This window comes from Microcystis sp. M_QC_C_20170808_M3Col, from assembly GCF_007095505.1.
GTDB lineage: Bacteria > Cyanobacteriota > Cyanobacteriia > Cyanobacteriales > Microcystaceae > Microcystis.
The window spans coordinates 1-12,199 of sequence record NZ_SFBY01000085.1 but is presented as its reverse complement, the minus strand read 5'-3'; the positions used below and the strand labels follow the sequence as shown (position 1 = coordinate 12,199).

General features: G+C 43.9%; 17 protein-coding genes and 1 pseudogene. 4 read left to right on the top strand and 14 right to left on the bottom strand.

Going from position 1 to position 12,199, the window contains the following annotated elements; genetic code table 11:
- From EWV84_RS04340 to clpS, 3 genes are all read right to left on the bottom strand, one after another.
- The coding region (locus EWV84_RS04340) for an ammonium transporter (RefSeq protein WP_287076678.1) at nucleotides 1–1,402 on the bottom strand (1,402 nt) is incomplete at its 3' end.
- A gap of 63 nt (nucleotides 1,403–1,465) precedes the next feature.
- Nucleotides 1,466–2,284: a CPBP family intramembrane glutamic endopeptidase gene (locus EWV84_RS04335; protein ID WP_286824519.1), complete on the bottom strand. Its 819-nt coding sequence runs from the start codon at nucleotides 2,282–2,284 to the stop codon at nucleotides 1,466–1,468.
- A complete protein-coding gene (gene clpS / locus EWV84_RS04330) occupies nucleotides 2,277–2,564 on the bottom strand; it encodes an ATP-dependent Clp protease adapter ClpS (RefSeq protein WP_002738526.1) in 288 nt (95 codons plus the stop codon). Before clpS ends, EWV84_RS04335 begins: the two co-directional genes overlap by 8 nt.
- A 198-nt stretch (nucleotides 2,565–2,762) precedes the next feature.
- Between clpS and EWV84_RS04325 the strand changes: the two genes are divergently transcribed.
- The 4 genes from EWV84_RS04325 to EWV84_RS04310 all read left to right on the top strand — a co-directional run bounded on the left by EWV84_RS04325 (nucleotide 2,763) and on the right by EWV84_RS04310 (nucleotide 6,185).
- Nucleotides 2,763–3,263 (top strand): hypothetical protein, encoded by a 501-nt coding sequence (locus EWV84_RS04325; RefSeq protein ID WP_287076675.1) that lies wholly within the window; start codon nucleotides 2,763–2,765, stop codon nucleotides 3,261–3,263.
- A gap of 156 nt (nucleotides 3,264–3,419) precedes the next feature.
- Nucleotides 3,420–3,617, top strand: a complete 198-nt coding sequence (locus EWV84_RS04320; protein WP_287076672.1) for a hypothetical protein — start codon at nucleotides 3,420–3,422, stop codon at nucleotides 3,615–3,617.
- Between the two features lie 9 nt (nucleotides 3,618–3,626).
- Nucleotides 3,627–3,887, top strand: a complete 261-nt coding sequence (locus EWV84_RS04315) for a type II toxin-antitoxin system RelE family toxin (protein ID WP_287076680.1) — start codon at nucleotides 3,627–3,629, stop codon at nucleotides 3,885–3,887.
- Between the two features lie 174 nt (nucleotides 3,888–4,061).
- Nucleotides 4,062–6,185 (top strand): tetratricopeptide repeat protein, encoded by a 2,124-nt coding sequence (locus tag EWV84_RS04310; RefSeq protein WP_416361040.1) that lies wholly within the window; start codon nucleotides 4,062–4,064, stop codon nucleotides 6,183–6,185.
- 484 nt (nucleotides 6,186–6,669) lie between these two features.
- Here the strand turns inward: EWV84_RS04310 and rpmE are convergent, their stop codons facing one another.
- The 11 genes and pseudogenes from rpmE to EWV84_RS04255 all read right to left on the bottom strand — a co-directional run.
- Complete coding sequence (gene rpmE / locus EWV84_RS04305; protein ID WP_002760058.1) at nucleotides 6,670–6,903, bottom strand: 50S ribosomal protein L31; 234 nt, start codon at nucleotides 6,901–6,903, stop codon at nucleotides 6,670–6,672.
- A gap of 19 nt (nucleotides 6,904–6,922) precedes the next feature.
- Nucleotides 6,923–7,336: a 30S ribosomal protein S9 gene (gene rpsI, locus EWV84_RS04300; RefSeq protein ID WP_002737094.1), complete on the bottom strand. Its 414-nt coding sequence runs from the start codon at nucleotides 7,334–7,336 to the stop codon at nucleotides 6,923–6,925.
- A gap of 4 nt (nucleotides 7,337–7,340) precedes the next feature.
- Nucleotides 7,341–7,796, bottom strand: coding sequence for a 50S ribosomal protein L13 (gene rplM / locus EWV84_RS04295; RefSeq protein ID WP_002735375.1), 456 nt, complete (start codon nucleotides 7,794–7,796; stop codon nucleotides 7,341–7,343).
- A gap of 116 nt (nucleotides 7,797–7,912) precedes the next feature.
- Nucleotides 7,913–8,743 (bottom strand): tRNA pseudouridine(38-40) synthase TruA, encoded by an 831-nt coding sequence (gene truA, locus EWV84_RS04290; RefSeq protein WP_287076667.1) that lies wholly within the window; start codon nucleotides 8,741–8,743, stop codon nucleotides 7,913–7,915.
- 2 nt (nucleotides 8,744–8,745) lie between these two features.
- Nucleotides 8,746–9,096, bottom strand: coding sequence for a 50S ribosomal protein L17 (gene rplQ / locus EWV84_RS04285; protein ID WP_024970315.1), 351 nt, complete (start codon nucleotides 9,094–9,096; stop codon nucleotides 8,746–8,748).
- 21 nt (nucleotides 9,097–9,117) lie between these two features.
- Nucleotides 9,118–10,059 carry a DNA-directed RNA polymerase subunit alpha gene (locus EWV84_RS04280; RefSeq protein ID WP_158200657.1) on the bottom strand — a complete coding sequence of 314 codons (942 nt, stop codon included), beginning with the start codon at nucleotides 10,057–10,059 and terminating at the stop codon, nucleotides 9,118–9,120.
- Between the two features lie 193 nt (nucleotides 10,060–10,252).
- The gene (gene rpsK, locus EWV84_RS04275; protein ID WP_002735413.1) at nucleotides 10,253–10,645 is read right to left on the bottom strand and encodes a 30S ribosomal protein S11; all 393 of its coding nucleotides are present in this window, start codon (nucleotides 10,643–10,645) and stop codon (nucleotides 10,253–10,255) included.
- A gap of 39 nt (nucleotides 10,646–10,684) precedes the next feature.
- The gene (gene rpsM / locus EWV84_RS04270; RefSeq protein ID WP_002735415.1) at nucleotides 10,685–11,068 is read right to left on the bottom strand and encodes a 30S ribosomal protein S13; all 384 of its coding nucleotides are present in this window, start codon (nucleotides 11,066–11,068) and stop codon (nucleotides 10,685–10,687) included.
- A 93-nt stretch (nucleotides 11,069–11,161) separates the two neighbouring features.
- Nucleotides 11,162–11,275 carry a 50S ribosomal protein L36 gene (gene rpmJ / locus EWV84_RS04265; RefSeq protein WP_012593611.1) on the bottom strand — a complete coding sequence of 38 codons (114 nt, stop codon included), beginning with the start codon at nucleotides 11,273–11,275 and terminating at the stop codon, nucleotides 11,162–11,164.
- A gap of 127 nt (nucleotides 11,276–11,402) precedes the next feature.
- Nucleotides 11,403–11,633, bottom strand: coding sequence for a translation initiation factor IF-1 (gene infA, locus EWV84_RS04260; RefSeq protein ID WP_002737109.1), 231 nt, complete (start codon nucleotides 11,631–11,633; stop codon nucleotides 11,403–11,405).
- Between the two features lie 433 nt (nucleotides 11,634–12,066).
- Nucleotides 12,067–12,199 (bottom strand): annotated as a pseudogene (locus EWV84_RS04255) (DUF3782 domain-containing protein); the annotation flags it as partial.

The following is a 12,199-nucleotide window of genomic DNA, read 5'->3' as shown; positions in this document are numbered from 1 at the left end:
TCCTTCTAACAGGAGAGGAATTAACCTGTGGATTCTTTTGACGTAAAACAATTGCTTGCAGATAATAGAGGACATTGCCAATAATTAGCCAGAGAATTAAACTAAAAATAAAGGTAAATACCATGGCTATATTCCATCCAAAAAATTGAAAAACAACTTGAGATAGCCAATTATCCTGTGTTAATCCATTGGCGAATTCTCCCGCATCTTTGGTACTAAAGAAACCCACCGCCATTGTTCCCCAAAAACCACAAAAAAGATGTACTGGAATTGCTCCCGCTGGATCATCAATCACTTTAGTTTTAATTAAAAATTCTTCTCCTAATAAGACAATAATGCCACTAATGCCACCGATGATAATAGCTGATTTGATATTAACATAACCTGATGATGCCGTGATCCCCACTAACCCTCCTAAAATGCCATTAATAATTGTGGATAAACTGGCTTTGCGGCCAATTAAAGGATTAAGAATTAATGCCAAAACTCCTCCCGTGGCAGCGGCAATCATCGTGGTGGTAATTGTCATGGGGACATTATCCAAATTTACCGCCGAACCACCATTAAAACCAAACCATCCTAACCAAAGAATTAAACAACCAAGAGTTGCAAACCCTAACTGATGGGGAGCAAAATTTCCTCTTTCTTTTTCTTCATAACTATCGGTTTTGCGATTATAACCAAAGCGTCCATCCCTCGGTTTTAGTAACCAAGCACCCACTAATCCGGCCATTCCTCCCACCGAATGCACCACCGTTGAACCGGCAAAATCTCGAAACTTAAATAAGTTATATAACCACCCTTCTGATGACCAAATCCAATGTCCTGTAAGAGAATAAGAGAAAGCGACTAAACAGAAACTAAATAGCAAAAATGCCCAAAATTTAACTCTTTCTGCCACTGCTCCCGATACAATGGTCGCCGCAGTTCCCGCAAAAGTTAATTGAAAGAAAAATAAAGTAGCAATTGAACGACCTGGCCACAGTTCTTGGAATTGACTGTATTGATTATTGGGGGTTAAAATTTCCAAGAAAAATCCTGTACCACCAGAGAAACTATTCTCTAGTGCGGATGTATCGCCAAACATTAAACCGAAACCAAACATCCAATAAGCCAAGGCAGAAACACAGAAGACAATTAGGTTTTTAGCTAAGACATTAGTGGCGTTATTAGTACGACCAAAACCCGTTTCCAGCATGGCAAAACCTGCATTCATAAAGAATACTAAAGAGCCGGCTATTAACATCCAGAGATTAGCAACTAAATCCAGAGTAGAATTATTTGAATCTTGTGCTGTGACTTTGCCTACACCGATCAACAGCATGACGATAAGAGAGAAACAAAAAGATAGGATATTACGCAAACGCGGGCGATATTCTAGAAAAGATAATAATTGATTCATCGGCTATAAGTCTCATGGGCAATTTCCCCTTTATAGTAATTGATTTAATCCCCTATCGTTCACTCAAAACTGCTTTTTTCTTGTCCAGATAGCGAGAATTGTCAGGAAAAGTAAACCCATCACTCCCGCTAAAGGATTTTTATCGATTCCAGTTAACCAATCGGGAACAGTACCAGTGTATTTAATTAACTGGCCGACGTTTAATATATAGTATGCCCAGATTAAACCCGCGTGCAGACCGATACTTTTACCCAAATTACCACCACAGGCGCGTTTTGCCCAACCGAGAATTAATCCTAGGAGGACTAAGGCAGGAAATTGGGGAAAAGTGCGGATAATTTCGGCTAAAGGTTTAATAAAGTGAGCAAGAGCGAAAATTAAGGCACTAATCACTAGAGCGATAGCGGGACGATAATCCTTTTCTAATTCTCCCAGTAACCAGCCCCGAAATAGTAATTCTTCGGCAAAACCCACCGCTAAAGCGACTAAAAACCCCTCCAGGATGATTTTGCTGATCTGGGGATTTGCGGGTAAGAAATTTAACCAACCTAGGAACGCTTGGGACAGAAAAAGCGAGAAAGTGAAAAATAAACCGATCGCCAACCCGTTAATTAATTCGATCGGCGTTTTTCTTCGCCAAATCAAACCATAATCGGCTAATCCCTCATCGCCATAAATTATCCGTCCCCACCAATGGGATAACCCCAAAAATTCCAGATAGAGAACAGAAAGGGTCAAAATTGAGACAAGATTAGCATTAGTGGCAAAAAAGTGATAGAGGGGAAGTGCGATCGGCAACCAGAGAAAAAGTAAGAGCAAAATAAAAATTCCCAGTCGCAGGGGGACTGGGTAAGTGGCAATTACCCGTAATCTTTTATTCATCGGGTTCGATGCTGCTGGTTAAACCTTTATTTTTCAAGGTTTCACAGTAAAATTCCGCGTGTTCTTGGATGCAGGTAATCACCAAGGCCGTACCATTAGTGTGCGCTTCCATCATGATATCGACTGCTTGGGGTTGCGTCATACCTGCGATCGTTTGCATTAAACTCTGAACCACATACTCCATCGAGTTAAAGTCGTCATTGTGGAGTAAAACGCGATAACGCGGTGCTGGTTTACGGATTGTCGCTGTGGAACGCTTTTCGATGACTTCTGTGGACACCGTTTCTCTCCTTTGAATCTATATCACAAATACAGGTCAATTACTAATGATCATAATCAAAATTTCCAGATTGAGCTAGGCTTTTTCGGTGATCCGTGAGGGGTTGGGTGTTGGGGAGTGGGGGGCAGCCAAAGGAATGACATTTCTAGATAGATAGATCATAATTGAATTAATTGGCTAATTTAAGCTTATTTTCCCATGGCTACTGACGAATTACAAAACCTCGAAGAGAATATTCAGCGCTTAAAACAACAATTAGCGGGAAAGCGAAACACTTTAGTCACAATCGCACCGGAAGAAGAAGTTAGGATCGAGCAGCAGATCGAAGATTTACGCCGAAAAATTCGGGATTTTGAACGAGAAAAATGGGATTTAATCGCCAGCGACAGTCAAGAAGCGTCCTTTCCTGATGCCGAGGTAATGGTAGCAGCAATTATCACAGAAGTGACAGCAATTACCACAGAACCACCCGATCAACTTGCTTCTCCACAAATCTTAGAATTATTAAACCAAATTCTGGCTAAACTCAATCAACCAGAGCGATCGGCAGCAGCCAAATTAAAAGCGGCCCTATCTACTATACCTCCTTTTGTTTCCCTCACCTACGAAGCGGAATTAGATACTGAGTCAACTTTTAGGCGTTATTTTCCCACATTTAATCGTGCGATTGCAGGGGTGAAAAATCGGCTAAAAAAGTAAGTATTCCCTCTAAAAGCTTGGCCAGTATCGATCGGACAATTAATATTAGTCAATCAGGAATTGGTAATACACAGAACAACATCTTTAATCTGTGAAAGGTAAACCCAGTAAATGTTATCATTGAAAATAGTTATTATCAAAGACAAGAGGTAATTTATGTCAGAATCACAAGGGGAAGCGTTAAAACCAATATTAAAAGAGTTACTCTATGAGTTATTAATACAAGAAAAGGATTTACTAAAAGAGTTAATTTATGAAGTGCTGGAAGATACGGCTATGGCTAGGGCAATTCAAGAGGGAAAAGATAGTAACAATGTCAGTCGTGATGAAATTTTGACTTTGTTAAAAGAATAAGAGCCGAATATTGAATTTCGTAAAAGCTTTCAGACAGATCTACGCCATCTCAAAGATCGTAAAATTAAGCGACAAATTCAGGCAATTATTGAGGAGATAGAATCAGCCAAAAGTTTAACCGAGTTGCGTAATGTCAAAGCGATTCAAGGGTATCGAGGATTTTATCGCATTCGGATTGGGGATTATCGTCTTGGTTTATATTTAGAGCAAGATACTGTCGTCTTGGTTCGTCTTCTACACCGAAAAGAAATGTATCGTTATTTTCCTTAAAAACCTCATTAATATTAATTTTATATTAGATTTATTTTGAGCAAAGATAATTATTTTTAGAGAGAATTAAAAATGAAAATCAATATTGAGCAAGATGGAACTGATAACAATCAAAATAATACTTTTAATCTGAGTATTCCCGAACCAAAAGAACGTCAAGCTGTCCCTAGTAATGTGGGCAAAAGTACGGTTAATTTTGTCGGGAGGGAAGATGAGTTAACCTTAATTCATCAGCAATTGCAAACAGAACAAGGGGTGATTGTTTGTGCAGTAGAAGGGTTAGGGGGAATAGGAAAAACCGCTTTAGCTTTGGAATATGCGAAACGATACCAACAGGAATACGCGGCACAATATTGGTTATCCTTGCGACTATCGGGTTTAGCAGAAGAAATAGTTAAATTAGCCGGTTCCTATCTATCTTTACCAGAAATATTGAAAAAAGAATCTTTAGAAAAACAAGTGGACTGGTATTGGCAAAATTGGCTACCTCAGCAGGGAAAATTATTATTAATTCTCGATGATGTCCCCAATATCGACAGAATTCCCGATCGAATGTTACCAAAAGATTCTAGGATTAAGATATTAGTCACCACTAGGGAAAGGTGTCTTAGTACGGAATTTGAGTCTATAGCTTTAGATGTTTTACCCTTAGATAAATGTGTAGAGTTATTAACCAAAATTGTTGGCACTGCTAAAGTTGAGCAAGAAAAAGCTTTAGTAGAACAGATTTGTCACGAAATTTTAGGAAACTTAACCTTAGCAGTGGAGTTAGTGGGGGAATATTTAGCGAAAAATCGTCATTTAAAGTTTAGCCATTTACGGGATAAATTAAATTTAGCTCATACTGCTTTAACTAAGGAAAGAAACCACAGAGATTATGGACATTTAGGGGTAGCAGCCGCAATTAAAATCAGTTGGGATGATTTAAGTTCTGTTTGTCAAAAAGTGGCAATGCTGTTGAGTTTATTTGCACCAGTGGCTATTGCTTGGACGTTGCTAGAAGATACGGCAAAGTCCACGGAAATTACCGAAAGGGAACTAGAAGAAGCGCGGGGACAATTGGATAATTCTCATCTGATGCAACCCGTGGATGAGGACTATTCTTTTTATCGGATTCATCCCCTCGTGAGAGAATTTTTTCAACGGCAATTACAGGCAATTCCTCAGATAAATTCTCTTTATCGATGCGCTTTTGTGGAAACTTTGTTAACTATTGCCGGAAATATCCCGCAAACCCCCACAAGGGAGATTATTGCAGCGGTAACTCCCGCAATTCCCCATCTGCAACTTGTCAGTCAAACAATGTTAGATGATATTCCCAACCCGGAAGATAATTTAATTCAGGTGTTTCTTGGGGTAGCTTTGTTTTATAAGGGACAGGGAGAATATAATTTAGCAGCAGTTCCCTTCACAAAATGTTGTGAAGAAATCCAATCTCGCTTAGGAGAAAACCATACCCATGTTGCTACCAGTCTCAATAATTTAGCCGGATTATACCGCTCCCAAGGCAGATACACAGAAGCGGAACCCTTGTATAAGCACTCCCTTTCTCTGATAGAACAGCTATTAGGAGAAAACAATCCCATTGTTGCTACCAGTCTCAATAATTTAGCACTATTATACCAATGCCAAGGCAGATACGCAGAAGCGGAACCCTTGTATAAGCTCTCCCTTTCTCTAAGGGAACAACTATTAGGAGAAAACCATCCCGATGTTGCACAAAGTCTCAATAATTTAGCAGTGCTATACGAATACCAAGGCAGATACGCAGAAGCAGAACCCTTGTGTAAGAGATGCCTTTCTCTGATAGAACAGCTATTAGGAGAAAACCATCCCCATGTTGCTACCAGTCTCAATAATTTAGCCGGATTATACTGCTTCCAAGGCAGATACGCAGAAGCAGAACCCTTGTGTAAGAGATGCCTTTCTCTGATAGAACAGCTATTAGGAGAAAACCATCCTAGTGTTGCTACCAGTCTCAATAATTTAGCCGGATTATACTGCTTCCAAGGCAGATACACAGAAGCGGAACCCTTGTATAAGCGCTCCCTTTCTCTAAGGGAACAGCGATTAGGAGAAAACCATCCTAGTGTTGCTAACAGTCTCAATAATTTAGCAAAATTATACGAATCCCAGGGCAGATACGCAGAAGCGGAACCGTTGTATGTGAGAGCTATTGCTATTTATCAAGAAAGATTAGGAGAAAATCATCCCCATACCCAAACAGCAACGGAAAATTTTATCATCCTGTTGTCGCGATTATCCGATGAAGAATTACAGCAAAGATTCCCCGATTAGACAGTTAATCTCTTAAAAAGTATCAGGTAAGTAAAAAAATATATATCTCCTTCCCCGGTTCTACCGGGAAGCGCTCAGTTTCCGGGATATCCTAACCAAGCTTCTCAATCTTCTAGTTCAGAAAAATCGAATAAAGCTGCTGCCTTCCTTTAAATACGCGCAAAAAAGTCCCGTACAACTGGCAAAATTTTGTCTTTGCTCTGTATCTTTTATTTGCTTGACTTTTTGAGCAACTTGTGCTAGTAAATCTGGGAGCGAGTCTAAAAATAGGGTGTAGGGAACGGGATTTGATCGCCAATACCGCATCAGATTATACTTCATCTTTATGAGAAAAGCTGTATGAAGACAGGCACTGATGCAAAAGGGAGAATAAATAATCAGTCTTTAATAACCGGATTTAGGATAATGACCCTACCAGCCTAAAAATAGCAAAAAACCCGGCGGGAAAATTTCCCCACCGGGTCAAAAAGGCAAAAGTAAAGAATTATTTCTGATCGGCCTTTTTGCTTGACTTATCACCCATTTTGTACTTACGCAAGAAGCGATCGACCCGGCCTTCCGTATCGATCATCTTCTGGGTTCCCGTATAAAAAGGATGATTACCCGACCAAACCTCCACATGAATTTCTGGTTTGGTCGAACCCACCGTCATCACCAGTTCACCATTACAGATCACCTTAGCTTCCGGATACCAAGTAGGATGAATTTTTTTCGGCATAATAAACCTCTCTATTAACCTAACGTTTCGAGTATTGAGGCGCTTTGCGCGCTTTGTGAAGACCGTATTTTTTCCGTTCCTTCGCCCGGGGATCCCGAGTCAGATAACCTTCACTCTTGAGGGGAGGACGATTTTCCGGCGCTAATTGACATAAAGCTCTAGCGACACCCAATTTCACCGCGTCCGCTTGGCCGGTCAAACCACCGCCCTCGGCCTTAACAATGATATCATACTCGTTTTCCAGTCCCAAAGTCTCCAGAGGAGCCTTAATCGTCTGGATATAGGTGGGAATGCGGTTAAAATGGGTTTCTCCATCGCGACCGTTAACGGTAATGGCCCCCGTCCCCGGCACGAGACGCACGGAAGCGACCGCCGATTTGCGTCGTCCCGTTCCCCAATAAACTACCTTATTTTTACTGTCCGTGGCTTGCATTGACTTAATTTCCTCCTGCGGGAATCGTATTAATCGCTAAAACTTCCGGTTGTTGTGCCTGATGGGGATGTTCCGCACCGGCATAAACTTTCAGTTTCGTGAACAATTTCCGACCTAAGCTATTTTTCGGGAGCATTCCCTTAACAGCGTGTTCGATAATCCGTTCGGGAATGCGTTTTTGCAGTTTATCGAAGCTTTCTACCTTCATACCACCCGGTCTGCCAGAATCGCGGCGATAAACTTTCTGTTGGCGTTTTTTGCCCGTCACCGTCACTTTTTCGGCGTTAATAACAATGACAAAATCCCCCGTATCCAGATGGGGGGTGAAAGTGGCTTTATTTTTGCCCCGTAGAATCATAGCGATCTCGGTGGCCAGACGACCTAGACGCTGATCGGCCGCATCAATGACGTACCATTTCTGCTCTAGAGTCTCTAAATTTGGTAGAGGTGTTTTGTTCATGGTGAGTTTGCCTTGGTTTACAAAAATAATTTTTTTTATTGCCGACCTGGGTGTTGGGGGGGTAGAGTTTTCGGGTTTTAGGGTTTTCGGGTTTTAGTTGAAATTCCCCCATTACCCTATTCCCCTATCCCCTCTGCTCGGAAATAATAAAGAGGCTGAGTCTCGAACCAGACGCTATCGGCAAAGGGAAAATCGGCGTAACCCACCCGCAGTAAACATAGTCCTTTAGCTGGTGCGGCGTATTTGACCAATTCTCGGCGCTGATTGACCCAGATGTCGGTAAAGTTTTCTAGCGATCGCTCACCAGTTCCCACCTCCACCAACATTCCCACCAATAGGCGCACCATCCCGTACAAAAAGCCATTGGCTTGAATTTCCATCTGTACAAACGGCCCTTGACGGTAGCATTCCACCCCTTGTACTTCTACCCAGGAATGGTCACGACTAGAGTTAGCACGGTGAAAGGCGGCCAGATGGTGCTTACCCAATAGAGGCCGTAGAGACCTGGCCATCAAATCGGCATCGAGGGGACGATGGTAGTAGTGCCAACTAAAGGGGCTAACAAATAGATTGGGGATGGGGTCGGTATAGAGGGTGTAACGATAACGTCGCCAGAGGGCCGAGAAACGGGCGTGCCAGCGATCGGGAACCCGGCCCGAGGCCCGAATGACGATATCGTCATCTAGCCGAGCATTGAGAATCTTGGCCCAATGGGAAGGTGGGATCGGACTCTGCTGCTCGAAATGGGCAACTTGGGCGGCGGCGTGAACACCGCTATCGGTACGTCCGGCCCCGTGCAGAGTGACGTCATGACCGAGAATATCGGCCAGAGCCTTCTCGATTTCTTCCTGCACGCTCCTGTGATGGGGTTGCCGTTGCCAACCGTGGAAATTAGTTCCCACATACTGGATAACTAGGGCGATCCGCGACTGGTGGCAAGCTGTCATCTTTACATCAGTTCGATAATCGCCATGGGGGCATTATCCCCGCGACGGCGCAGGGTACGCACGACCCTGGTATAACCGCCGTTACGACCGCCATAACGGGCTTGTGCGCCTTCAAAGAGGGCGTGAACCAGTTGTTTATCGTAGATGTAGCCCATAGCTTGGCGACGGGCGCTCAGGGAACCGTCTTTAGCTAGGGTGATAATGTGGTCTACCTCTGCTCGCACCGCTTTCGCTTTCGCTAGGGTGGTGGTGATCTGACCGTGGCGAATTAGCTGGGTGGCCAAGCTGCGCAGCAGTGCCTTTCTTTGGTCAGCCGGCAGACCCAATTGAGGCACTTTACATCGATGTCTCATGGTATTTTCCTGGAATTGGGTTTACTTGCTTTTTTCTTGGGGTAGGGTGATGCCTAACCGTTTTTGTAGGGCTTCAATGACTTCTTCAGCCGATTTCTGCCCAAAGTTTTTGATTTCTAAGAGATCTTCTTGGCTGTAATCGAGGAGGTCGGCTACGGTGTTGATCTGCGCTCGCTTCAGGCAATTGTAGGCGCGCACGGATAATTGTAGTTCCTCGATCGGAATTTGGTTTTCTTGGTTGATCTCTTGGTCGTCAAAGTTACCGGAAGATTCGAGGGCGTTGAGATCCTTGAGCGGGTTAAAGAGATTAACTAGCATATCGGCCGCTTGGGAAAGGGCTTCTTTGGGGTTAATGCTCCCGTTTGTCCAAATTTCCAAGAGCAGACGATCTCTAGCTTGACCGCTTTCGGAACGGATATCTTCGACGCTGTAGTTGACTTTGGTTACGGGCATAAAAATCGAGTCGATTTGCAGAAAGTCTAGCGAAGTGGCTTCTTCTTTACTGCGATCAATCGCCCGATAGCCTTTGCCTTTTTCCACGCGAAATTCCATCTCTAGCTTCGCCCCTTCGGCTAGGGTAGCGACGTACTGATTGCGATCGACTATCTCGACTTCTGAGGGTAAATCGAATTGTGCCGCCACTACCGTCGCCGGTCCAGTTGCCACTAAACGCCCGATCTGGGTTTGATTGGTGTAGCTTTTGAGGATGATTTCTTTCATGTTGAGCATGAGTTCCATCACGTCCTCGCGTACTCCCTGGACGGTGGCAAATTCGTGATTGACTCCCGCGATCCGCAGGGCCGTCACGGCCGCCCCTTCCAGATTGGAAATGAGAATCCGTCTCAGGGCATTACCTACGGTCGTACCCTGGCCTCTTTCCAGAGGCTCTAGTACGAATTTACTGTACTGACTCTGATTCTTGTAAGTTTTTGCTTCTACACACTCGATTTGAAATTGCGCCACCGATTGACCTCCCTTGTTCAGTTATCAGTTATCAGTTATCAGTTATCAGTTTTCTCTAGCGTTCAGCATTTAGCGTTCAGCGTTCAGTTTTTTGCTCAGATGGTCTTTGACGACCCGATTCTCCTGCTGATGCGCCAAAAGCTAACGGCTGCCGGCCTCAAGATCCCTGTCACCTGAAAAAGCTGTTCACTGTTTACACTCTCCGGCGTTTGGGAGGACGACAACCATTGTGGGGGATGGGGGTCACGTCCCGGATCAGGGTGATTTCTAATCCTGCTCCTTGCAGGGCCCGGATTGCGGTTTCCCGTCCTGCCCCAGGGCCGCTAACCATCACCTCTAGTTGACGCATTCCCTGTTCGATCGCTCGGCGGGCGGCGTTATCGGCGGCGGTTTGGGCGGCGAAGGGGGTTCCTTTTTTAGCTCCTTTAAAACCACTCGATCCCGCCGATGCCCAAGAGATCACATCGCCTTTGGTATCGGCGATCGTGACAATGGTATTGTTGAAGGTCGATTGAATGTGAGCGACTCCGGTAGGAATATTTTTCTTCTGTTTTTTTGGTCCGGTTTTTTTGGTTGGTCGCGCCATAGTTTTTCTTGATTGGGGGATATCGCAATGAATAAAAAATTATTTCTTGGAGGGGGCTTTTTTCTTCCCTGCCACTGTCACCCGACGACCGCGACGGGTCCGCGCATTGGTTCGCGTCCGTTGCCCGCGCACGGGTAATCCTAGCCGATGCCGACGACCTCGATAGGTGCCGATATCGGCGAGGCGTTTGATGTTCATCGCCTCCCAGCGTCTCAAATCCCCCTCGATTTGATAATTTGTTTCGATATAAGTCCGTAGCGCCGCCACGTCTTCATCGCTGAGATCCTTGACCCGAGTGTCAGGGTTAACACCCGTCGCGGATAAGACTTCTTGGGAACGCGATAGACCCACTCCGTAGAGGTAGGTCAGGGCGATTTCCACACGCTTATCGCGAGGTAGGTCTACACCAGCTATCCTTGCCACGCTTTTTCTTTCTCCCTATGAACGATTTTTTTTCCAAAAACGACTACAATTAACGGTAACGATTCTCTGCCCCAAGACAGTGACTTTGGTGGGTTAACCTTGTCTCTGCTTGTGTTTGGGGTTAGAACAAATTACCATGACTCGACCGCGCCGACGGATGACGCGGCACTTTTCACACATTTTTTTGACAGACGCTCTAACTTTCATGCCTAACTATTCTGGCAACACTGCAAGCTTACTATTATATCAGATTTCTTTTACTCGTGTCACCTATTTTTTAAAAATAAATTTGGCCGCTTATTAGGCTTTTTGGCTTCTCTGCCCCTATTTGTCACTATTTTTTTTGATTTTTCAGGCGATAGGTAATTCTGCCTTTGGTTAGGTCGTAGGGGGTCAGTTCCACTTTGACTCGATCGCCGGGGAGGATTTTGATATAATTACGGCGGATTTTGCCGGATATATGGGCTAAGACGTTGAAACCGTTATCTAAATCCACCCTAAACATGGCGTTGGGCAAAGATTCGGTGACGGTTCCTTCCATTTCAATTAGATCTTGTTTAGACAAAGTTAATTCCTCAATTTCACTAGAGACAATTTAACGACAGGCAGCAGCAACCGTGCTGTTAGCGCAATTTCCCCAGTATAGCTTATCAGTGATCACTGATCGGATGTGAGTTTTCAGTTCACTGATTACCGTTTACCGATCACAGCCAAAAAGCTCCCGACGCCATATTCGGTCATTATGGCATAAATTTATGGTTTTATGAAAGATTGAATCAATTCATCGCATTTTCACTACTATGAACGGACAGAAAAAATTCCTCAAGCTCCCTCTCTGCCCAGCAATGCTCTAAAGTTGATAAATATCAATTTAACAAAAACTCAAAGCCTTAGTATACAAGCTTTACAAGCATGAGTTGTTGATAGTTTTACATAACAGGTTCGGTAGAGCCGTAATTAATTTGTAGATAGCCGTAGGACAAGATACCTGTACTACCTTACCAAGTCCTCAGTCGAAAGTTTTCATCATTAATAATCTCCACTGTATCCCCAGAAGGTTTAATCACAAATAGTCCTTTATTATAGGCATAACGGTCTATACCTTCGTCAATTTCAATACCAGCGACTGCA

Bases quoted from the DNA above. Each gene is read 5' to 3' on its own strand.
- EWV84_RS04335 (WP_286824519.1), bottom strand. From the start codon at position 2,284: ATGAATAAAAGATTACGGGTAATTGCCACTTACCCAGTCCCCCTGCGA.
- EWV84_RS04325 (WP_287076675.1), top strand. From the start codon at position 2,763: ATGGCTACTGACGAATTACAAAACCTCGAAGAGAATATTCAGCGCTTA.
- EWV84_RS04320 (WP_287076672.1), top strand. From the start codon at position 3,420: ATGTCAGAATCACAAGGGGAAGCGTTAAAACCAATATTAAAAGAGTTA.
- rpmE (WP_002760058.1), bottom strand. From the start codon at position 6,903: ATGCCGAAAAAAATTCATCCTACTTGGTATCCGGAAGCTAAGGTGATC.
- rpsI (WP_002737094.1), bottom strand. From the start codon at position 7,336: ATGCAAGCCACGGACAGTAAAAATAAGGTAGTTTATTGGGGAACGGGA.
- rplM (WP_002735375.1), bottom strand. From the start codon at position 7,796: ATGAACAAAACACCTCTACCAAATTTAGAGACTCTAGAGCAGAAATGG.
- truA (WP_287076667.1), bottom strand. From the start codon at position 8,743: ATGACAGCTTGCCACCAGTCGCGGATCGCCCTAGTTATCCAGTATGTG.
- rplQ (WP_024970315.1), bottom strand. From the start codon at position 9,096: ATGAGACATCGATGTAAAGTGCCTCAATTGGGTCTGCCGGCTGACCAA.
- rpsK (WP_002735413.1), bottom strand. From the start codon at position 10,645: ATGGCGCGACCAACCAAAAAAACCGGACCAAAAAAACAGAAGAAAAAT.
- rpmJ (WP_012593611.1), bottom strand. From the start codon at position 11,275: ATGAAAGTTAGAGCGTCTGTCAAAAAAATGTGTGAAAAGTGCCGCGTC.